This is a genomic window from Nocardioides malaquae, from assembly GCF_015070385.1.
In the GTDB taxonomy this organism is placed as follows: Bacteria; Actinomycetota; Actinomycetes; order Propionibacteriales; family Nocardioidaceae; genus Nocardioides; species Nocardioides malaquae.
In genome coordinates this window covers 1-21,357 of sequence record NZ_JADCSA010000015.1, presented here as the reverse complement: position 1 = coordinate 21,357, position 21,357 = coordinate 1, and the positions used below count along the sequence as shown (strand labels likewise).

The 21,357-nt window shown below is 69.0% G+C and carries 19 protein-coding genes and 1 riboswitch; of the genes, 10 read left to right on the top strand and 9 right to left on the bottom strand.

Annotation, left to right across the window (positions count from 1 at the left end; translation table 11 throughout):
* Positions 1-108 precede the first annotated feature (108 nt).
* Positions 109-687, top strand: coding sequence for a MerR family transcriptional regulator (locus IEQ44_RS13725; RefSeq protein WP_193639086.1), 579 nt, complete (start codon positions 109-111; stop codon positions 685-687).
* 75 nt (positions 688-762) lie between these two features.
* Positions 763-857: riboswitch (glycine riboswitch) on the top strand.
* A 67-nt stretch (positions 858-924) separates the two neighbouring features.
* The gene (gene gcvP / locus IEQ44_RS13720) at positions 925-3,804 is read left to right on the top strand and encodes an aminomethyl-transferring glycine dehydrogenase (RefSeq protein ID WP_193639036.1); all 2,880 of its coding nucleotides are present in this window, start codon (positions 925-927) and stop codon (positions 3,802-3,804) included.
* A 35-nt stretch (positions 3,805-3,839) separates the two neighbouring features.
* Here gcvP and IEQ44_RS13715 read toward each other — a convergent pair whose 3' ends face one another.
* Positions 3,840-4,679, bottom strand: a complete 840-nt coding sequence (locus tag IEQ44_RS13715) for a formate dehydrogenase accessory sulfurtransferase FdhD (RefSeq protein ID WP_319804680.1) — start codon at positions 4,677-4,679, stop codon at positions 3,840-3,842.
* Positions 4,676-7,138 (bottom strand): aminopeptidase N, encoded by a 2,463-nt coding sequence (pepN, locus tag IEQ44_RS13710; protein ID WP_193639035.1) that lies wholly within the window; start codon positions 7,136-7,138, stop codon positions 4,676-4,678. The genes IEQ44_RS13715 and pepN overlap by 4 nt, the downstream gene beginning before the upstream one ends.
* 127 nt (positions 7,139-7,265) lie before the next feature.
* Here pepN and IEQ44_RS13705 point away from each other — a divergent pair, with 127 nt between their 5' ends.
* The 3 genes from IEQ44_RS13705 to IEQ44_RS13695 are packed head-to-tail and all read left to right on the top strand — an operon-like array spanning position 7,266 to position 11,233.
* Positions 7,266-8,990: a SpoIVB peptidase S55 domain-containing protein gene (locus IEQ44_RS13705; protein WP_193639034.1), complete on the top strand. Its 1,725-nt coding sequence runs from the start codon at positions 7,266-7,268 to the stop codon at positions 8,988-8,990.
* Between the two features lie 10 nt (positions 8,991-9,000).
* The gene (locus IEQ44_RS13700; RefSeq protein WP_193639033.1) at positions 9,001-10,737 is read left to right on the top strand and encodes an aminotransferase class V-fold PLP-dependent enzyme; all 1,737 of its coding nucleotides are present in this window, start codon (positions 9,001-9,003) and stop codon (positions 10,735-10,737) included.
* A 37-nt stretch (positions 10,738-10,774) separates the two neighbouring features.
* Positions 10,775-11,233, top strand: a complete 459-nt coding sequence (locus tag IEQ44_RS13695) for an OsmC family protein (protein WP_193639032.1) — start codon at positions 10,775-10,777, stop codon at positions 11,231-11,233.
* A 4-nt stretch (positions 11,234-11,237) separates the two neighbouring features.
* Here the strand turns inward: IEQ44_RS13695 and IEQ44_RS13690 are convergent, their stop codons facing one another.
* Positions 11,238-11,891: a peptidylprolyl isomerase gene (locus IEQ44_RS13690; protein ID WP_193639031.1), complete on the bottom strand. Its 654-nt coding sequence runs from the start codon at positions 11,889-11,891 to the stop codon at positions 11,238-11,240.
* Positions 11,892-11,929: 38 nt separating this feature from the next.
* Between IEQ44_RS13690 and leuE the strand changes: the two genes are divergently transcribed.
* Positions 11,930-12,604, top strand: a complete 675-nt coding sequence (leuE, locus tag IEQ44_RS13685) for a leucine efflux protein LeuE (RefSeq protein WP_193639030.1) — start codon at positions 11,930-11,932, stop codon at positions 12,602-12,604.
* On the opposite strand, the gene IEQ44_RS13680 is transcribed toward leuE, so the two are convergent.
* Positions 12,561-13,841: an APC family permease gene (locus IEQ44_RS13680; RefSeq protein ID WP_193639029.1), complete on the bottom strand. Its 1,281-nt coding sequence runs from the start codon at positions 13,839-13,841 to the stop codon at positions 12,561-12,563. The two genes, leuE and IEQ44_RS13680, sit on opposite strands and share 44 nt — an antisense overlap.
* A 146-nt stretch (positions 13,842-13,987) precedes the next feature.
* Here IEQ44_RS13680 and IEQ44_RS13675 point away from each other — a divergent pair, with 146 nt between their 5' ends.
* The gene (locus tag IEQ44_RS13675) at positions 13,988-14,533 is read left to right on the top strand and encodes a GrpB family protein (RefSeq protein WP_193639028.1); all 546 of its coding nucleotides are present in this window, start codon (positions 13,988-13,990) and stop codon (positions 14,531-14,533) included.
* 5 nt (positions 14,534-14,538) lie between these two features.
* Here the strand turns inward: IEQ44_RS13675 and IEQ44_RS13670 are convergent, their stop codons facing one another.
* The 5 genes from IEQ44_RS13670 to IEQ44_RS13650 form a co-directional block, all read right to left on the bottom strand.
* On the bottom strand, positions 14,539-14,703 hold the full coding sequence (locus IEQ44_RS13670; RefSeq protein ID WP_193639027.1) for an NUDIX hydrolase: 165 nt from the start codon (positions 14,701-14,703) through the stop codon (positions 14,539-14,541).
* Between the two features lie 307 nt (positions 14,704-15,010).
* Complete coding sequence (locus tag IEQ44_RS13665; protein WP_193639026.1) at positions 15,011-15,517, bottom strand: GNAT family N-acetyltransferase; 507 nt, start codon at positions 15,515-15,517, stop codon at positions 15,011-15,013.
* 39 nt (positions 15,518-15,556) lie between these two features.
* A complete protein-coding gene (locus IEQ44_RS13660) occupies positions 15,557-17,059 on the bottom strand; it encodes a recombinase XerD (RefSeq protein ID WP_193639025.1) in 1,503 nt (500 codons plus the stop codon).
* Between the two features lie 14 nt (positions 17,060-17,073).
* Positions 17,074-17,406 (bottom strand): helix-turn-helix domain-containing protein, encoded by a 333-nt coding sequence (locus tag IEQ44_RS13655; protein ID WP_071416681.1) that lies wholly within the window; start codon positions 17,404-17,406, stop codon positions 17,074-17,076.
* Positions 17,403-18,509, bottom strand: coding sequence for a tyrosine-type recombinase/integrase (locus tag IEQ44_RS13650; protein ID WP_193639024.1), 1,107 nt, complete (start codon positions 18,507-18,509; stop codon positions 17,403-17,405). Before IEQ44_RS13650 ends, IEQ44_RS13655 begins: the two co-directional genes overlap by 4 nt.
* 633 nt (positions 18,510-19,142) lie before the next feature.
* On the opposite strand from IEQ44_RS13650, the gene IEQ44_RS13645 reads away from it, so the two are divergent.
* From IEQ44_RS13645 to IEQ44_RS13635, 3 genes are all read left to right on the top strand, one after another.
* Positions 19,143-20,111, top strand: a complete 969-nt coding sequence (locus IEQ44_RS13645; protein ID WP_319804679.1) for a tyrosine-type recombinase/integrase — start codon at positions 19,143-19,145, stop codon at positions 20,109-20,111.
* Complete coding sequence (locus tag IEQ44_RS13640; protein WP_193639022.1) at positions 20,104-20,457, top strand: helix-turn-helix domain-containing protein; 354 nt, start codon at positions 20,104-20,106, stop codon at positions 20,455-20,457. Before IEQ44_RS13645 ends, IEQ44_RS13640 begins: the two co-directional genes overlap by 8 nt.
* Positions 20,457-21,357: hypothetical protein (locus IEQ44_RS13635; RefSeq protein WP_227487488.1), on the top strand; the 901-nt coding region annotated here is incomplete at its 3' end. The genes IEQ44_RS13640 and IEQ44_RS13635, both read left to right, overlap by 1 nt.

Here is a 21,357-nt window from a genome sequence, read left to right as displayed (position 1 = left end):
TGACTCGTTCTTGCGACGACCGCGACTTCCTTCCCCGATCGAGTTACGCTCAACGGAGTAGACGACGGAGGGTCCCACGTGGGCGTTAACGAGAACGAGAAGGACAAGGTGGACGCGGCAGCAGCCGCGCATGCCACCGAGGTCGCGGAGGAGCAGGGTCTGCTCTTCTCCGACGACGTGTCCCCGTTGCCCAGTGACACCGGCTACCGCGGGCCCACGGCCTGCAACGCGGCCGGCATCACCTATCGGCAACTGGACTACTGGGCCCGCACCGGTCTGGTCGAGCCCACGGTGCGCGGCGCCACGGGTTCGGGGTCCCAGCGCCTGTACTCCTTCCGCGACATCCTGCTGCTCAAGGTGGTCAAGCGTCTGCTCGACGCCGGCATCTCCTTGCAGCAGATCCGGACGGCAGTGCAGCACCTGCGCGAGCGGGGCACCGACGACATCACCAGGGTCACCCTGATGAGCGACGGCGCCTCGGTCTACGAGTGCACGAGCAACGACGAGGTCATCGACCTGCTGCAGGGTGGCCAGGGCGTCTTCGGCATCGCGATCGGCGGTGTCTGGCGTGAGATCGAGGGCACGCTCTCCGAGCTGCCGAGCGAGCGCACGATCGCCGCGGGCGACGAGCCGCCGGTGCCAGGTGACGAGCTGGCCGCGCGACGCGCGGCCCGCAAGATCGGCTGAGCGGAGCCACCTGGGCCTCGCCCACGCTGCCACGAGCCGTCAGCGCCCCCGAGTGATAGATTCGGGGGCGCTGTCTCATCCCATGCGGGAGAGCCTGGCGTCACGACGTCAGCGCCGAAGGGGCAATTCCTCCCCGGAACCTCTCAGGCACCAAGGACCGTGTGGGCAGGCGACTCTGAAGGGCTCTTCCGACAGAGGGGGAGGTTGACCTGTTCGACCGACCCCCAAGGACCAGGCATGCCCGACCGCCCCACGCTCACCGACCTCGACGGCGTCCTCCCGTTCTCCGAGAGGCACCTCGGGCTCCGGCCGGCCGATGTCTCCCGGATGCTGGAGCACCTGGGCCACGAGTCGGTCGCCTCCCTCATGGATGCTGCCGTGCCGGGCAGCATCCGGGTGCTGGACCAGCTCGACCTGCCCTCGCCGCTCAGCGAGGCCGCCGCGAGCGCTGAGCTGCGCGCGCTGGCGGCCGCCAACCGGCCCGGTGAGGCCATGATCGGTCTGGGCTACCACGCAACTGTGACCCCGGCGGTCGTGCGCCGCAACGTGCTCGAGGACCCGGCGTGGTACACGGCCTACACGCCCTACCAGCCCGAGATCTCCCAGGGCCGCCTCGAGGCGCTGCTCAACTTCCAGACGATGATCGGTGACCTGACCGGTCTGCCGACGGCCAACGCGTCGCTCCTCGACGAGGGCACGGCGGCGGCCGAGGCGATGACGCTCGTCCGCCGCGCCAACCGCAAGGCGGCCGGTCCCTTCGTCGTCGACGCCGACGCCCTGCCCCAGACCATCGACGTGGTGCAGACCCGGGCCGAGGCGATGGGCATCGACGTGGTGGTGGCCGACCTGACCGAGGGCCTGCCCGAGGGGGAGCTCTGCGGCGTGCTGGTGCAGTACCCCGGCGCCTCGGGTCGGATCCTCGACCCGGCACCTCTGATGGAGGCCGCCCACGAGCGCAACGCGCTGGGCGTGGTGGCGGCTGACCTGCTGGCCCTCACCCTCCTGGAGGCACCCGGCCACCTGGGCGCCGACGTCGTGGTCGGCTCGTCCCAGCGTTTCGGCGTCCCGCTCTTCTACGGTGGCCCGCACGCCGGCTACATGTCCGTCGCCCAGGGACTCGAGCGGCACCTGCCCGGCCGTCTGGTGGGGGTCTCCGTCGACGCGGAGGGGCGTCCGGCCTACCGCCTGGCCCTGCAGACCCGTGAGCAGCACATCCGTCGCGACAAGGCGACCTCCAACATCTGCACCGCCCAGGTGCTGCTCGCGGTCGTGGCGTCGATGTACGCGGTCTACCACGGTCCGGAGGGCCTGCGCGCCATCGCGCAGCGCACCCACCGCTACGCCAGCGCGATCGCCGCCGCCCTGCGTCAGGGAGGTCTGGAGCTCGAGCACGAGGAGTTCTTCGACACCCTGGTGGTGCGCGTGCCAGGGGCTGCCGCCGAGGTGGTGGCCCGCGCTCGCACGCTCGGCCTCCACCTGCGCCTGGTCGACGGCGACCGCGTGGGCCTCTCGACCTCGGAGACCACCACCGGCTCCACCGTCCACAGCGTCCTGCGCGCCTTCGCGCTCGAGGTCGACGACGTGGAGCGGCTGGACGCCTCGGCCGCGGAGACCCTGCCCGAGACGTTGCGGCGCCGGACCGCGTACCTCACCCACGAAGTCTTCAGCTCGCACCACAGCGAGACCCAGATGCTGCGCTACCTGACCCGTCTGGCCGGACGCGACTACGCGCTCGACCGCGGCATGATCCCGCTGGGCTCCTGCACGATGAAGCTCAACGCCACCACGGAGATGGAGCCGATCAGCCTGCCGGGCTTCGCGGACCTCCACCCGTTCGCCCCGGCCGACGACGCGCTGGGCTACCGGCGCCTCGTGGCCGACCTGGAGGGTTGGCTCGCCGAGGTCACCGGCTACGACCGTGTCTCCATCCAGCCCAACGCCGGCTCCCAGGGAGAGCTGGCCGGGCTGTTGGCGATCCGCGGCTACCACGCCTCGCGCCACACCGACGGCGAGACCGTGCGCGACGTCTGCCTGATCCCGTCGTCGGCGCACGGCACCAACGCCGCCTCCGCGGTGATGGCCGGCATGCGGGTGGTCGTCGTCAAGGCCGCCTCCGACGGGTCGGTCGACCTCGACGACCTGCGTGCGCAGTGCGAGAAGCACGCCGACGACCTCGCGGCGATCATGGTGACCTACCCCTCCACCCACGGTGCCTACGAGGAGTCCATCACCGAGTTGTGCCAGATCGTGCACGCCCACGGCGGTCAGGTCTACGTCGACGGGGCCAACCTGAACGCGCTCCTGGGCTTCGCCAAGCCCGGAGAGTTCGGAGGCGACGTCTCGCACCTCAACCTGCACAAGACCTTCTGCATCCCGCACGGCGGTGGGGGTCCCGGCGTGGGGCCGGTCGCGGTGCGCGAGCACCTCGCGCCCTTCCTGCCCTCGCACGCAGCGCACCCGGAGGAGGAGAAGCGTCAGGGGGTCGGACCGATCAGCGCCGCGCCCTACGGCTCGGCCGGCATCCTGCCCATCTCGTGGGCCTACGTGCGGATGATGGGCGCCGCCGGCCTCACCACCGCGACGGCCCACGCCGTGCTCTCGGCCAACTACATCGCCTCCCGCCTCGAGGAGCACTTCCCGGTGCTCTACCGCGGCCACTCCGGCCTGGTCGCCCACGAGTGCATCCTCGACCTGCGCGAGATCACGAAGGAGACCGGCGTGACGGTCGACGACGTGGCCAAGCGGCTGGTCGACCACGGCTTCCACGCGCCGACCATGTCCTTCCCGGTCGCCGGCACCCTGATGGTCGAGCCCACGGAGTCGGAGGACCTCGCCGAGATCGAGCGCTTCATCGACGCCATGGTCGCCATCCGGGCAGAGATCGACCGCGTGGCCGCCGGTGAGTGGGCCGTCGAGGAGTCCCCGTTGCGCCGGGCGCCGCACACGACCCGCGCCCTGGTGGGGGAGTGGGAGCGCCCCTACAGCCGCGAGGAGGCTGTCTTCCCGGCCGGGATCAGCGTCGACAAGTACTGGCCCGCGGTGGCCCGCATCGACCAGGCCTACGGCGACCGCAACCTCGTCTGCTCCTGCCCGTCACCGGAGGCGTTCGCGGAGTGAGGCGGCTCGACCCCGGCACCCGGGGCCGAGCCGCCTCAGGCGTAGCGGACGCTGCGCTCCGCGGAGGTGAAGCCCCACAGGGCCAGCCCACACCTCCGGGCGAGCTCCACGGCCAGGCTGGTCGGTGCGCCGACCGCGACGAGAGCCCCCACCCCGCTCACCGCGGCCTTCTGCACCAGCTCGAAGCCGGCGCGACCGCTCACCACCAGGGCGGCGGCGTTCGGTCCCTGCCCCGCCAGCAGGCGGGTGCCGGCCACCTTGTCGACGGCGTTGTGGCGACCCACGTCCTCGCGCACGGCCTGCACGCCGCCTGCGAGGTCCACGAGGGCAGCGGCGTGGGTGCCGCCCGTGCGGTCGAAGAGCGGTTGCTCGGCCCGCAGCCGGTCGGGCAGGCTGCGCACGACCTCCGCGTCCAGGTCGGGGCCGGCATAGGCCTCACCCCGCGAGGCGGCGATCGTGCGTTCGAGGGCGTCGATGGTGTCGCTGCCGCAGACGCCACAGGCCGAGGAACCTGCGGAGAGCGCCGTGGGCGGGGGAGCGGGCGCCCGGTCGGGCGGGGACGTGAGGTCGACGGTGACGACGTTGAACTCCTGCTCGGCCCGCAGGTCGGCGTCCGTGCAGTAGGCGACACGCGAGGGCGCCGAGGCGCCGATCCACCCCTCGTGGAAGGCCCATCCGGTGGCGAGCTCGAAATCGTGCCCGGGGGTGCGCATGGTCGTCCACACGCGCTGCCCGGGATGACCTGGCCACCGCAGCCGGATCTCCATCGGTTCCTCGGTCACCACCCGGTCCTCGCGGCGGCGGGTGCGGCCGTCGTCGTGCTCGCTCACGCGCAGACGCGTCGTCGGGCCGGGGCGGCGTGGAAGGTCGTTCACCGGCGAGCCTCGACGAGGCGCGCCGTCGCCACCTGCATCCGCAGGTCGTGGGTGAGGTCCAGCAGGTTGCGGTGCACCGTCGGGTCCAGGCCCCCGGACAGGAGTTCCTCAGCGCGTTCGAGGGTGGTGTCGTCGACCGCCGTGCGGGGGAAGAAGGCGCGCACGGCGGTGCCCAGCACCCAGCCCGAGTGCACCGACGGCAGGCCGGCCAGGGCGTCGAAGAACCGGGGCACGAACGGTGCGGTCCAGGTCTCCTGGCCGGTGCGCCACATGCCCAGACCGGCCGCCTCGATCTCGTAGTTGGACGCCTCGGCCACCCCGGTGAGGCGCTCCCACGCCCACTCCTTCGCCGCAGGGAGGGGGAGCGAGGCCACCGCGCGTGCGTGCTCGACCCGCGCCTTCGCGGTCGGCTCGTGCGCCAGGACCGCGTCCAGCTCCTCACGTGTCGCCGCGCCCAACGCGGCGAGCCTCACCCAGGTCAGCCACCTGAGGTCGGCGTCGAGCTCCAGCTCGGAGGGCAGGTCGCCGAGCAGGACGGTCCTCAGCGTGGCGGGGTCGCTGCAGGTGGCCACGTAGGCCTGGAAGGCCGCCAGCTGCAGGGTGCTGCCGGGCGCAGCGGTGCCGGTCCGCTCGGTGAGCGCGGCGTGCAGACGGGCCACGGTCCCGGTCGGGTCGGGCGCCACACCCACGACCGACCGGAGCGCCCACGGCACCAGGGTCGTGATGGCCTCGTCGGAGGGCTCGGTCGGCAGGGTCGCGGTCAGCAGGTCGACCACCGCGTCGGGGTGCACGCGCGCCTGGCCCCAGCCGGTGCGGACGCTGTTCCAGGCCCCGGCCCGGAGCATGGGGTCCTCCACGGCGGGCAACAGCTCGACCAGATGGGTCAGTGAGTCCTCGTCCAGCACCGTCGCGGCCCAGGTGTCCTCGTACGGGTCGATCACCACGGCGTCGCCCTCAGGGCCCCACGGGGTCTCGGGCCCGTCGAGGGTGAGGGTCTCGGTCTGCCAGCGTCCCCCGCGGTGCACGGCGGCGCGCAGGACGTGCGTACGGTCCGCGGGGTCGTCGGCCGGGGGCGTACGCAGCACGATGCCCGCGGCGCGGTCCCACCGCACGGTGTCGGGCCCGGCGGTGCGCAGCCACGCGGAGGTGAAGTCGTGCAGGCCCTCGGCGCCGGCACGGGTCCACGACGCGAAGAGGTCGTGCATGGTGGCGTTGCCGAAGCGATGACGGTCGAAGTGGTCCACGACGCCGGCCAGGAAGACCTCGTCGCCCATCCGGGCGTTCAGCTGCTTGAGGATGCTGGAGCCCTTGGCGTAGGAGATGCCGTCGAAGTCCTGCAGGGCGGAGGCGGCGTCGAGCGCACCGTTGCCGGCGACGGGATGGGTGCTGGGCCGCTGGTCGGCGCTCAGGCCCCACTGGCGCCGCGCCCAGGCCGTGTGCACCCAGGCGTCGTCGTAGTCGGTGACCTCGGCCGTCACCCGGTTGCCCATGTATTCGGCGAACGACTCGTTGAGCCACAGGTCGTCCCACCATCGCGGCGTGACCAGGTTGCCGAACCACTGGTGAGCCATCTCGTGGGCCACCGTGGTCGCCCGCTGGATGCGGGCAGCCCGGGTGACGCGACTGGTGAACACCATGGGGTCGCGGAAGGTCACGCACCCCGGGTTCTCCATGGCACCGGCGTTGAACTCGGGCACGAACGCCTGGTGGTAGGCGCCGAAGGCGTAGCGGATCCCGAAGAGGCGGTGGAACTCGTCGAAGCACGACTTCGTCAGGCCGAAGAGCTCCTCGGCGTCGGCCTCGAGCGCACCGGCCAGGCTCTGTCGGGCGCTCAGGCCCAGGGCAATGCCGTCGTGACTGTCGCGCAGCAGGTGGTAGGGGCCAGCCACCAGTGTGACGAAGTAGGTCGACAGCGGGGGAGTGGTGGCGAACTCCCACCGACCCGGCTCCACCTGGTCGCCTGGTGCGTTGCCCACCACCGTCCAGTCGTGAGGGGCCCGGACGTGGAACGTGTAGGGCGCCTTGAGGTCCGGCTGGTCGAAGCAGGCGAAGATCGTCGGGGCGGCGTCCATGAAGGACATGCCGTAGACGTAACGACGCCCGTCGGCGGGGTCGACGTGGAGGTGCAGCCCCTCGCCGTCGCTGCGGAAGGGCATCGTGGCCTCGACCTCGATCCGGTGGGCGCCCGGTGGGAGGTCCAACGGGAGTCGCCCGCGGTCGAGCAGGTCGACGTCCAGCGCCGTGCCGTCGAGGAGGATCTTCGTCACGGCAGCGGGTTTCAGGTCCAGGAACGTGGCGCCCCCGCGACTGGTCAGGTCGATGACCGTGCGGGAGTCGAACGTCCGCTCTCCGGTGAGGTCCAGGCTGACGTCGTAGTGGTCCACGCTGAGCACGTCGCGTCGCGCCTGGGCCTCGTCGCGCCGGAGGCTGAGGGTCGGGTGGGGGCTGCCGGAGGTCATTCCCTCAGAGTAGGCGTACTCAAATCCGGGGTTCCTCGTAGGAGAACGGCGGTTCGACCCTCGTCATTGCCACCGATTGGGCCTAGGTTGAGCGGGCGCACAGTGCGCTTGACCCTTGGGGGAACGAATGAACAACTTGCATCGGCGGAAGCGGCCACTGGCCGCACTCGTGGGCGCCGGTCTGCTGGCCAGCGGCCTGGCCGGCGTCACTGCCTTGAACCAGGCAGCCGTGTCGGCTGCCCCGGCAGCCCCGGCAGGTGAGTGCCCGGTCGCCTTCCCGGCGGCGGCCCTCGCGTCGGGAGACAGCGTCACCGGCTTGACGGTGGCGCGGGGGACGACGCCCGCTTCCTTCACCGGGGAGGTTCTGGGCGTGGTGAAGGATGGCATCGCGGCCGGTGTCGACATGATCATCGCCGACCTCAGCTCGCCCGACATCGACGCTGCGGGCGGCATCTGGGCCGGCATGTCCGGCTCGCCGGTCCATGCAGCCGACGGCCGCCTCATCGGCGCTGTCTCCTACGGGCTCTCGTGGGGACCCAGCAAGGTCGCAGGCATCACTCCCTACGAGCACATGGACGACCTGCACCGGGGTCAGTCCGCTCGCTCGAACGTCTCCCTGCGCGGTTCGCTGGCGGGCACGGTCGCCGGAGCCGCGGGCGTGTCGAAGGACCAGGCCGCGCGCGGCATGACGCGCCTCCAGGTCCCGATGAGCGCCACCGGCATCGACCCCGCGCGCATCGCCAAGGTCGCCGACCGGCCGTGGATCCGCAGCCCGCGCTCTGCCGGGGCAGCGGTGGGCAGCGTCGGCCGCGAGGCCATCGTTGCCGGCGGCAACCTGGGCGCCTCGGTCTCCTCCGGCACCGTGACCTACTCCGGCGTCGGCACCGTCACCTCCGTCTGCCAGGGCTCGGTCGTCGGATTCGGCCACCCGCTCGCCTACATGGGCCAGACCTCGGCCGCGTTGCACCCGGCCGAGGCGGTCTACGTGCAGGAGGACTCGGCCAACACCCCGTTCAAGGTGGCCAACCTCGGGGCCCCCGTGGGTGTGATCGACAACGACCGGCTCGCCGGCATCTCGGGCGTCCTCGGGCCTGTGCCCGACGGCACCACGATCAGCTCGACCAGCCGCTACGGCAACCGGAGCTTCAGCGGGACGTCCACCGTCACGGTGCCCTTGTATGCACCTGAGGTCGTGTGGATGCACAACGCCACCACCAACGACCGGGCGGTCGACGGTTGGGCCAAGGGCAACGGGCTCGTCAGCTGGACGATCACCGGCACCGACGAGAAGGGGGCTCCCTTCACCCTCGAGCGCACCGACCGCCACCCGGCGGGATGGGACCTGGCCAGCGAGGCCGTGGGCGAGGCGCCGGACCTGCTCTGGCAGCTGCAGCGGCTCTCCGGGGTGGAGGTCGACTCCGTGGAGTCCGACATCACGCTCTCCCAGAGCACCGCTCGCCTGCGGGTCGCCGGTGTGGAGCAGCGCGCCAAGGGCAAGTGGGTCAAGGTCCGCGGGCCCGTCGTGGCCAAGGCCGGCAAGAAGATGGTCCTGCGCGTCGTGCTGAAGAACGCGAAGCAGACCGTGCGTCGCAAGGTGTCGCTCGTCGTGCCGAGGCGGTTCAAGGGCACGTCGACGCCGGCGTGGGTGCGAGGCGGCCGTCGCCACTACGGCGACTGGTCCAACGACTCCGTCGCAGCGCTGAAGGAGTACGTCGCCAAGAGCGCCCGCAATGACCAGGCCGTGCTCGTCCTGGGCCGCGGTGACGACGACCGCGCCGTGCCGGAGGCCGTGACGCCGGCTGCCCCCTCGATCGTGGTGGGTCAGCAGCGCATCCGCGTGGTCATCCGGTGATGATGGGGGCATGACCCCCCAGGACCTCACCCGCCCCGGCACCGGACTCCGCGAGGAGCCCGGTGCCGGGGCACTCCTGCGTACGGTGCGCGACGCGGTCGTCGGTGACGACCACGTCATGACCACGCCCTACGGACGTCGACGGGTGACCTACGCCGACTACACGGCCTCGGGCAGGGCGCTGGACTTCCTCGAGGAGTTCCTGCGCCGCGAGGTGCTCGTCTCCTACGCCAACACCCACACCGAGTCGTCCGGCACCGGGTTGCAGACCACCCGGTTGCGGGAGGAGGCGCGCGAGATCATCCGAGGGTGCGTGGGCGGTGGCGACGACTCCGTCGTGCTCTTCACCGGTTCCGGCAGCACCGCGGCGATCGCGAAGATCATCGGCGTCATGGGACTGCGACTGCCGTCGGCCCTCGAGGACCGCTACGGCTTCGGCCGTCAGATCCCCGCCTCGGAGCGTCCGGTGGTCTTCATCGGACCCTACGAGCATCACTCCAACGAACTGCCCTGGCGTGAGTCGATCGCCGACGTGGTCACGATTCCCGAGGACCCCGACGGGCGCATCGACCAGGCGGTGCTCCGCCGGGAGCTGGAGCGTCACGCTGACCGGGAGCTGAAGATCGGGTCGTTCTCGGCCGCCTCCAACGTGACGGGCATCGTCTCCGACACCCACGGCATCGCTGAGCTGCTCCACGCCCACGGGGCCCTGAGCTTCTGGGACTTCGCTGCAGCCGCGCCCTACGTCGCGATCGACTTCAACGGCGACCTCCAGCGGCCGGGGTCGCACAAGGACGCGCTCTTCATCAGTCCGCACAAGTTCATCGGTGGCCCCTCGACGCCCGGACTGCTGGTGGCGCGCCGGGAGCTCTTCGGCAACCGGGTGCCCGACGTGCCCGGTGGCGGGACGGTCTCCTACGTCAACTCCGACGACCACCGCTACGTCGGCGATCCGGAGGTGCGCGAGGAGGGCGGCACTCCGGCGATCATCGAGTCGATCCGGGCCGGCCTGGTCTTCCAGCTCAAGGAGGCCGTCGGAGTCGAGACGATCCGTGCCGAGGAGGAGCGCCTGCTGCGTCGGGCGGTCGAGGCGTGGGGGAGTGAGCCGGCGGTCGAGCTGCTCGGCAACCTGGAGGCCGAACGCCTCTCCATCGTCTCCTTCGTCGTGCGCTCCCCGTCTGGGCGGCACCTGCACCACAACTACGTCGTCGCCCTGCTCAACGACCTCTTCGGCATCCAGGCGCGAGGCGGGTGCTCGTGCGCCGGTCCCTACGGCCACCGGTTGCTGGGCATCGACCTGGAACGGTCGGCGGAGTTCGACCGCGAGATCAGCGGGGGATGCGAGGGCATCAAGCCCGGCTGGGTGCGCGTCAACTTCAACTACTTCATCTCCGACGCGGTGGCCGACTACCTCGTCGAGGCTGTCCGGCTGGTCGCCCGGGAGGGATGGCGCCTGCTGGGGGACTACCTCTTCGACCCGGCCACCGGCCTGTGGCGTCATCGGGCCGGGGTGGTCGAGCCGCCGTTGAGCCTGCGCGCCGTCACGTACGCCGACGGGGTCCCGCGGTTCCCGACCTCGCAGGCCAGGGGAGGGGAGGAGCTGCTGGCCCAGCACCTGAGCGAGGCCACCGAGATCCTGGCGGCCGCCGACCCGCCGTCGCTGGACAGCCATCCCGGCGACCTCTCCGCCGACTTCGAGCACCTGCGGTGGTTCGACCTGCCGGCCTGTGCGGTGCCGTCGGACTGACGGCCCGGCCAACGGGGCGGTTCTCTATGATCGGGCCATGACCGACGTGCCTGCACCCGCCACGCCCGCTCCCGCCGAGAACCACCGCGCCGTGACGGTGAGCAAGATCGGCCACGGCCGCTTCAAGGCCACCAACGGCCGTGGGGGAGAGACCTACTTCGGCACCGGGGGAGAGGATCCCGACTTCTCACCGGTCGAGCTCCTGCTCGCCGCCATCGCGGGATGCAGCGCCATCGACGTGGACCTGATCACCGGCAAGCGCGCGGCCGCGACGAAGTTCGAGGTGGTCAGCGAGGGCGACAAGGTCCGCGACGAGCAGGGCAACCACATGACCGGCCTGCGCCTGACCTTCGACCTGGAGTTCCCTCCGGGCGAGGAGGGCGACGCTGCCCGTTCGGTGATCCAGCGCTCGCTCGAGCAGAGCCGTGACCGCCTCTGCTCGGTGAGCCGCACCGTCCAGATCGGGGAGCCGATCGAGTTCCGTACCGCAACCTGAGGGGTCACTCCCGTTCGAGGGTGATCGTCTCAATCTCGGCCGGGGTCGCCGGCGGTCCGCTGGTCGTGCCGTCGGCGGTGCCGCCGCGCGCGATCTGTCGCAGCAGCTCGACCCCGTCGTCCCCGAACGAGCCGAAGACGGTGTAGTCGGCCGACAGCTGGCTCTCCTCGTAGACGAGGAAGAACTGGCTCCCGCCGCTGTCGGGGGCGCTGGTCCTGGCCATGGCGACCGTGCCGGCCGGGTAGGTCTCACTGCCGTCGACCTCGTCCGGGATGGTGTAGCCGGGGCCGCCGGTCCCTGTCGCCGTGGGGTCTCCGCACTGCAGCACGAAGATGCCCTCGGTCGTCAACCGGTGGCACTCGGTGGAGTCGTACCATCCCTGCTCCACCAGGGACACGAAGCTGTTGACCGTGCACGGGGCCTCGTCGGGGGTGAGCGTCATCGTCAGGTCGCCCTGGCCCAGTCGCAGGACAGCGTCCAGCGGTCCGTCCTGGTCGGGTGAAGCCGGAGGCTTGTCCACCTCCTTGGCCGCGGCGCCTGCATCGGGGTAGTCGCACGTTCCGGACGCCGTCGAGTCGTCGTTGCCACAACCGGCAAGGAGGGCGGCGACGAGCAGGGACGATGCCGCAGCGGCACGGCGAGGAAGGCGAGACGTCATGGCCAGATGGTAGGGGAATCCGTGTCACAATCGACGGCGTGCTAGGTGTCGTCGATCTCCCCACCTTCGTGGCTGGTCTCGTCGTCATGATCCTGTTGCCGGGGCCCAACTCCCTGTACGTGCTCGCGACGGCCAGCCGTTCGGGTGCGCGTCCGGCCTACGCTGCATCAGCGGGCGTCTGGACCGGCGACGCGGTGTTGATGATCCTCGCCGTGGCGGGCGTCGCCTCGGTGCTGCAGGCGCATCCGCTGCTCTTCACCGTCATCAAGTTCCTGGGAGCCGGCTACCTCGGGTGGCTGGGCTTCGGGCTGCTGCTCTCGGGGATCGGCGCGTGGCGCCGCCACCGGGGGAGAGGCGCGTCGGAGCTCGTCGACGAGATCGAGCGAGTCGGTGGAACCGCGGTCACCCCTGCGGCGGCCTACCGTCGGGCCCTGGTCGTCAGCCTGCTCAACCCGAAGGCGATCCTCTTCTTCGTCTCGTTCTTCGTGCAGTTCGTCGACCCGACCTACGCCCACCCCTGGGCGTCCTTCCTCGTGCTGGGATCGATGGTCACGCTCACGAGCTTCTGCTACCTGTCGGTGCTCGTGCTGGCCGGAGCGCACCTGTCCGCGGTGGCGCGTCGACGGCAGGCGCTCACGGCTGGAGCCTCGACCGCTGCGGGTGCCCTCTTCATGGGGTTCGCCGTGAAGCTCTCCCTCGCGAGCGCCGGCTGAGCCGGTAGATCACCCCGACGGCCAGGACCGCCACGCCCGCGACCACCGAGGTTGCCGGCAGGGTGGCCACCAGCACCGCGCAGCCGACGGCACCTGCCACCTGCAACGCCCGGGGAAACCGTCGTCGATCGGGTTCCTGCGTGAAGGCGGACACGTTGGCGACGAAGTAGTAGAGCAGCACGCCGAACGAGGAGAATCCGATGACGTCGCGCAGGTCCAGGGTCATCACCAGGAGGCTGACGACGACCGCGAGCGCGATCTCGGCGTGGTGGGGGACCTGGTGGCGGGGGTGGACCGCGGCGAGCCAGTGGGGGAGGTCGTGGTGCCGCGCCATCGCCAAGGTCGTACGTCCGATCCCGGCCATCAGCGCGAGCAAAGCTCCCAACGAGGCGGCGGCAGCCCCGAGCCGGACCACCGGGTCGACCCAGGCCCAGGATGAGGCGTCCACCGCTGACGCCACGGGGGTGGCGGAGGCGGCGACACCGGAGGCGTCCAGGGTTGCGAGCAGCGTCACGGCCACCGCGCCGTAGACGAGCACGGCCAGCAGCAGTGCCGTCTGGATGGCCCGGGGGATGGTCCGCTCCGGGTCACGGACCTCCTCGCCCAGGGTGGCGATCCGGGCGTAGCCTGCGAAGGCGAAGAAGAGCAGACCGGCAGACTGCAGCACGCCGTACCAGTCGGTGCCCGATGACAGGTCGGGAACGCTGCGGCTGAGCTCCGGCTCACCGGCGACGAGGCTGGCGACCAGGGCGAGGGAGAGGGCCGTCAGGACGATCACGACGATGACCCGGGTGAGGCGTGCGGTGCGGGTGACACCGCGGTAGTTCGCCGAGGCGAGCGCCACCACGGCGGCCAATGCGACGGGACGCTCCCAACCGGACGGAGCAACGTACGCGGCAAAGGTGAGCGCCATGGCGGCGCAACTGGCCGTCTTGCCCACCACGAATCCCCAGCCAGCCAGGAACCCCCACCAAGCGCCGAGCTGCTCACGGCCGTAGACGTAGGTGCCGCCGGAGGTCGGGTACTGGGCGGCCAGCTGGGCCGATGCCGTCGCGTTGCAGTAGGCGACGACCGCGGCCAGGGCCAGGCCGACGAGCAGCCCCGAGCCGGCGGCCACGGCCGCCGGCGTGAAGGCGGAGAAGACGCCGGCGCCCACCATGGAACCGAGTCCGATGAAGATCGCGTCGCCCGTGCGGAGTTCTCGTCGGAGCTCGGCACGGGGCGGCGGGGTGCTCATGGAGTCATGGTGACGCAACGGATCGGAGTCCGATCGAGGGGCCCTCGCTCGGAACCCGGATCTACAGTAGTGGACAGGCTGCGTATCAAGTCCGGGCGTATTCGGCGGGGATGAGACCCGGTGAGACCGGCGGCTAGCATCGCCCAGTGCCTATCGAAGTGGTTCCGTACTCGCCATCGTGGCCTGCGCAGTTTGCGCTGGTCGCAAGCGACCTGAAGCAGGCTCTCGCTGGACTGGCGACCGCGCGAGTCGAGCACGTGGGCTCAACCTCAGTGCCAGGACTGGCGGCCAAGCCCATCCTCGATATCGACGTCATCGTCGACGGAGCGGAGATGTCGGCAGCGGTCGCCGCCCTGGGTTCGGCCGGGTACGTTCACCGCGGCGATCTGGGAGTTGTCGATCGGGAGGCCTTCCATGCTCCCGATGCGAACCCGCGGCGGAACGTCTATGTCTGCCGGGCGGGCACGTTGAACGTCCGCAACCACCTCGCGGTTCGCGACGTTCTTCGTGTGCGGGAAGATCTGCGTGACGAGTACGGGGCCGTGAAGCTGGCGCTTGCAGCGGAGCCCGGCATGGACATCGATACCTACATCGCCCGAAAGTCTGCGGTTCTCCAGAAGGTCCTCGCGGAGTCGGACCTCACCTCCGACGAGCGCCTTCAGATCTTGCGCCTCAACGACCCTGCCGCCTGACCCGACTACAGCTCGCCAGGCGGGTTGGCCGCCTCAGTGCGAACGAGCTCAGACGCCTGTCGGACGAGATCGACCAGGTTGTCGGGGAAGACCTGTACCTCCGCGCTTGTGAGGTCGTCGGTCGACCACCATCGCCACGTGGTCACGGCTCGCTGTTCCAGCTCGGGCATCGGGGAAAGCATCGAGGGTGAGCCGAAGATCGTCCAGCATAGTCGGCAAAGCAGCATCCGCGACTTCTCCATCGCTCAGACCTACGTGATCCGTAAAATCGATTCGGGCGACCCGACAACCGTTCGTGGCTAAAGCGTAGGCAAACGGGAACATGCTGTGAGCCGTCGCGCCGAAAGGAGGCGCCAGCACCACAGAGCCGCGCGAACTCCCGTTCGTTGGCTCGTCTATCGTAATTCGAATAGTTTTACCGAGAGCGTTGTCAAGCTCAACCAATGAGTCATACATATGTTTGGTTCCTCGTCTTCTTCACCAGGTCAGCAGCATGGTTCCAGGCAGCCGATCCGGGTCGACATCGACGAACCCAAGGTCGCGATAGAGCGCCAGGGCGGGGTTGTCCGACTCAACACTGAGGCTAAGCCGACGATGTCCTCGATCACGAGCCATCTCGATCGCGCGAACCATCAGATCGCGACCCAGACCACGGCGCCGTGCATGCTTTATAACGCTCACGCTGACCTCTCCGGTGTCAGCGTCGACGAATCCGTAACCCGGATCGTCTAATGGCAGGAAAAGCACCCAGGCGACGCCCACCCATTGGTTATCTTCGTCAACCGCCACGACCCCGAAGTCACCGCGAGAAGGGTCGAGGTTCACGTAATGGGAGAACTCGGGATTCGAGGTGACGTCAGAAACGGTAAAACGTGGCTCAGCCCAATTTAGATTGGCTAGAGTAGCCTCGCGAAGGATCTTGCCGTCAGAGGTCGTTAAGTCGCGCTTTCGGAGATCGAGACGATCACTACCGAGATTGGACATGTCTCTCCATTCGCCGCGGGGTGTCCGGCGTAGGGAAGACTAGGTCTTAATGGATCGGCCGGCGTACCGGGCCCACGGCTCGCCCGCCTTGTCGGCGTGGAGGAACGCGACCTGGGCGCTGTAACCGAGCGCCTCTGCCACCAGGGAGGGCGGGCATTCAAGGACGAGCTCACCGATGGCACGGTTGCGGGCACCGAGGAGGTTGACGCCCAGGTCGCGGAGCCGGTCCATGACGGTGTTGGGATGCAGATGCCGCCCCGCCAGCGTGCTTGGAAAAAGCCACGGGCTGTCGGATCCGGCGCCCGTGCGTAGGTTCGGCCGTGCGGCAAGGTGCTCCCTGATGAGCGAGGCGAACGGCTCGGGAACATCGGTCGGATGCGTGCCGAGAACGATGCTCATCCCAGAGTCGGCGTCGTCGACGATGCTGGTCGGAAAGGTGACGACCTTGACCAGCGGCTGGGCGTAGAGCAACAGGAGCATCCCGGCGACGCGGTAGGGGAGTGACTCGCTGGTGCCCGTGAGGAGCTCGTGGATCCAGGCGAGCCGTTGATCCTGACTGAGAGATGGGCTGCTCTTCGCGGATCGGTGCTGAACAGTCACCGCCGTGTTGAGACGCGCCTGCTTCGCGACCACGAAGAACGTTCTGATCGCACTGCGCGTCGTCGGTCCGGCGGCGAGCCACTCGTCGACGTCCTGCTGAGTGCAGGTGGCCGCGGTGCGCTGATACGTCTCGTGGAGCCACACGAGGAACTTCACTGTTTCGGTGATCTCCTGCTTCGCGGAGTGGATTGGCGCGCGAGTGGGTGCGCCAGCCCCGGCCTTGGCGCGGATGCGCCGCAGGTGGTGCCACGTGGCGAAGTGCTGAACCGGCTGCCGTACCTCGTCGGGGAGTCCGTCGAGCTTGGCTTCGATCCAGTTCTCGAAGCGCGGCAGGTAGGGGTCGCGAGGGGGGAGTAGGCCGTGGTGCTGCATCAGTGCCCGGAGATGCTCGGCGGGCTTGCCGGGCACGGAGTCGAGACCCTCGTGCGACGCGGCGATGGCGCCGTTACCGAGCCCGCGAAGCAGCTCCTGGACCTTGGCCGACCGCTTCCAAACGAGGATCGACTCGGGCCTGTCCGACGCGCAGAGAGCATCGACCAGGCCGAGCAGTGCGGGATCGCTTGGCACGCCACCGAGCAGCCCGTGGAGGTCGTCGCGGAGTGCGCAGCGGACGCAGAGCCGTCCGCGATGTCGCGCTGCTTCGACGTCGCAGCGCTCGCAGTGGAAGTCGACGGGGATCTCAGCGCATGTCGAGCAGATCGGCTGGCGATCGGTGGCGCGCAGGCCCGGCAGGAGCCGATCCTGGAGGCACTCTGGGCAGGTTCCGCGGGTGTGCACGGCGTCGTAGTAGCAGATGTTGCAGAGTCGGCCTTCTGGCCAGTTGGCTGCGAGTCTGGGGATGTTCCGGCCGCAGCGAGCACACGGATCGTCGCGAGTGCTCGTCGCGCGCGGACGGCCTTGGACGGTCGAGCGAGGGGAGAGGCCCGTCGGCTTCGGATCCATCGATGCTCCTGGCGCTACTCGTCGAGGATGTTTGCGCGCCGCGGCCGCACGCTGCGGTCGAGCGAGACGACGTTCGGCGGGGAAGCGGTGCCCGTCTTGCGCACGCGTACATCCGTCGCCGTCGTCGTGAACAGGTCCGTCGACTCGCACTCGAAGATGTCGCACAGCGCCGCGATCAACATCAGGGAGACGCGCTCCGGCCGCTGGTTCACCAGCCGGTACACCTGCGGTCGAGACAGATTGATGTCGCGCTCGGCCAGCAGGGGAATGAGATCCGTGGTGTTGTGCAGGCCCCGGGCGGCCATCAGCTCGGCCAGGCGCCACGTGTAGTCGACCTTGCGCTTCATGATGTTCCGTCCTCGGTCTTGCGGGCCATGGCTTCCTTCACCGTACGGTCCAAGGCGCTCCTGAGCGTGGAGCGCCTGAACTCGTCGGACACGAAGTGATAGATGCCGGTTGTCGCCCCGTGCTCATGGCCCATCTGGTCCTGCACGAACCGCGGGTCCCATCCAGCTTCGAGCAGGTGAGTGGCGTACGAACGACGGAACGAGTGGAGATCGAGCCCATCGGAGAATCCCAACTCCTCGCAGTAGCGCCGGACCCGTCGGATCAGAGTCGACTCGACGACCAGTCCGCCGCGTTCGCTAGGGAAGAGGTCCAGGGTGCCCGGATCACCGCGGCCGTTGGCGAGCCAGTCCTCGATGATGCCGGGCGTCCACCGCCAGACAGTGAGAACGCTCCGCGGCTTGTGCGGCGAGGACCGCTTCGCCTTGCCGTAGCGAACCTTGCAGACGCCGAACGCGCCGAACTCTCGGGCGTGTGGGTTGCGGGCGAAGTCGACCGTTTGTAGGTGCCTCAACTCGTTGAACCGGAGCCCGTAGCCGTACGCGATCTTCATCATGACCGCGTCCCGGTACGCGGCCTGCCAGCCCTTGCGGCCCGACTTGCCGATCCGTTCAACCTCGTCGTCGGCGTGGTCGAAGAGTTGACTGATCTCCTCACGGGTGTACGGACGCTTCTTCGGGCGTCCGTCGTACTCCTGGACGTGGGGAGCGGTGTTCCAGTCGAAGAACACCTGCGCCGGGTGGGTGCCGAAGAACCGCTCGCACACGACGTCGAACCCGTAGTCGGAATTGCTGATGTAGCTGGTGAAGGCACGCAACGCGGAGTGATAGCCGCGCAGCGTCGAGTGGGCAACGTGCTTCTGGGTGCGTAGGTCCGCCGAGAACTCCTCGACGAGCGCGGGCGTCCAGTTCCACGGGTCTTCGTTGACGTGGCTGATGAAGCGCTCCACCACCCGTAGCCGCTGGTCGATGGTCGCGAACTGCAGGTTGCGTGACAGCTGCTGGTTTCGCCAGCCCTCGAGCATCTTCTGGAGCACCTGCTCGTCGGGCCGGAGGACCGGCACCGACTCGACCAGGCGGACCCGTCCGGAGCCATCAACCTGCATCGGATCCTCCCGAGAATCTGGTTTCATCCAGTGATTCCATGATGCATCCGATGAGACGCCATCTGTGTTTACGCAGGTCAAGGGCGTGTCGCGGTGGCCGCGCAACGCCTGATCGTTCCGCCGCCACGCACGGTTTGACGCCGTTACGACGACGTTCGGTGCTGCGTTTCCGCGGGTCAGAGCTGGGTTCAGTCCTGCCAGCGGGGCAGCGGGATAGCCGCCCGCGATTGATTCATCCGATGCAATACGCAGACTAGTAACTGACATAATGTAGATTATCGGAGCAAAAGTACGACGAGTTCAAACAGATGAGAGAGCTCGTCGCGCACCCGCATTGCGGTGTTTCCGCAGGCCGCGGCGTGGATTGCTCTACTCGGGCCAGGCTCGGATGTGCGCTTGAGTAGCCGCATAACGCCTGCTCAACAGGGTTGCCTCTCGTTTAATGCGAGTTTCTCGCGTACGGTCTGCAACATGGAGCTTGTGCCGGGACGGATCCCCGACTATCTGGTTGACGACTCGATCGGGCTGCTGCGGGCTGATGACCGTGTGTTCGAAGCGATGCTGGATGGCTGGCGTGCGCAGCAGCTGGCACGCGGCCTGACGACGGCCCACATCAAGACCTCGTCCCGGATTGTGACGCGATTCCAGGAGCACACCAACGAGTACCCGTGGACCTGGCTGGCTCATCACTTCGAGGAGTTCCTCGCCGACCTACGCACCGGTGAGCCGCCGCTGAAGGTCTCGACGCTGCGTTCCTACACCACGGCGATCCGTGCGTTCACGCGTTATGTCAGCGATACCCGGTACGGCTGGGTGGCGTTCTGCGACCGAGTGTTCGATGACATCCCGGCGCAGATCGTCTTCGACTGGAACAGTCCACGTCACAGCACCGACGACGACGTGCCCACCGGGCGACGGGCCCTGACCCGCCCCGAGATGCAGAGCCTGTTCGACGCCGCCGATGACTTCGTCGACGCCGAGTACGCCAAGGGCACCAAACGGTGGCTGCCGGCGCTGCGTGACTCGACCGCGCTGAAGGTCGCCTACGCATACGGGCTCCGACGACGCGAACTGACCAAGTTGGAGTACGTCGACTTCGGCCCCAACCCAAAGGTCCCGGCGTACCGGAACTTCGGGGCCGTGCAGGTGCGCTGGGCCAAGGGCATGCGGGGCTCCGGGCCACGACGGCGCACCGTTCTCACCACACCGGAGTTCGACTGGGTGGTCGACCTTCTCCAGCATTGGCTCTCCCCGGCCGGCCGCGCGCTCTTCCCGACCGCCGACCGGTCCCGGTGTCTCTGGCCCTCGGAACGGGCCGGCGCCGCGAGCCTGCGAACCTTCGAACGCGCCTTCGCCCGCGCACGCGAGCAAGCCGGCCTTCCGCAGGAGCTCACGCTGCACTGTCTGCGCCACTCCTACGTGACGCACCTGATCGAAGCCGACTACGACCCGTTCTTCGTCCAGCAGCAGGTCGGGCACCAACACGCCTCGACCACGTCGCTGTACACATCGGTGTCCTCGGACTTCAAACAGAAGACGATCCAGCAGATGATCAACCGGCGCCTACGACTCGACAACCAGGATGGTGGTCACGATGGCTGAGCAACGACGCGTCGGCTACCACTGGCGTCTGCGCCAGGTGATGGCCGAGCACAACCTCTGGAAGACCACCGAGCTCATCCCGCTACTCAAGTCGCGTGGCGTGAACCTGTCCAACGCCCAGGTGCATCGACTCGTCACCCAGGCTCCCGACCGGATTCCCGCACGCACCTTCGCAGCCCTATGTGACATCTTCGACTGCACCCCGAACGACCTCTTCGAGCCCTACGTCGAAATGCGCGCCGCTGCCACGGCCAACGCTCCCAAGCGGCCCGAGGACCTCGGCATCAAGCCCGGTAGTCCCGTCGCCCGACGGGTCCGCGTCGTTCCTGACGAGTCCGACGACTGATGGCGCGTCCCAGGAAGCCAGGCGACCCAGCCGCCTGGCCGGATCCGTGCGCGCGCTGCAACGAGCACCACCCGACCTCCGCATGGTGGCCCGATGGGCGGATCTGTGGCTACTGCTACCAGGCCGCCAAGCGCCACCGCGGCCGATGCGCTTGCGGCCACGAGGGTGTTCTCCCCGGACGGACTGACGGCAGGCCCACCTGCCGGACCTGCTCAGGTGTCACCCTCAACATCGACTGTGTCGCGTGTGGCGCCGAAGCCGAGCTCTATCGCGGTGGACGCTGCATGCACTGCGAGCTGAACCTCGTTGTGGACTCGATGCTGGCCGACCCGGTCACCGGGCAGACCGCACCCGAGCTCGTCGCCATCAGCGAAGCCATGAAGAACATGAAGCGAGCCAACAGCGGCCTGACCTGGATCAAGCAAACCCACGTGCGCGCGTTCTTCGAACAGGTCCGCGGCCACCGCAACGTCACCCACGAGCTGCTGGACTCGCTGCCGCCCTCCCGGACGCGCGACTACGTTCGCGGGCTCCTGGTCGAACACGGTGCGCTCCCCCGCAAGGACCTCTACCTTGACCGCTTCAACGACTGGGCTCCCGGTGCCATCGAACGACTCGCCCACCCAGACGACCGTGAGGTCATCACCCGCTTCATCCGCTGGCACATCCTGCGCCGGATGAACGAGGCCGACGGCACCAGCCGCGGCACCTTCCTCCGGTCCAAGCAAACCGTCACCGTCGCCATCGACTTCGTGACCTGGCTCCGTGCACGCGGAGTCCGCCTCGAAGACCTCACCCAAGGCGACCTCGACGCCTGGCAGGCCGGCGGAACCACCACACGCGGGATCGCCAGCCGATTCCTCGGATGGGCCATCAAGACCAGACTGATCGACCCCGACC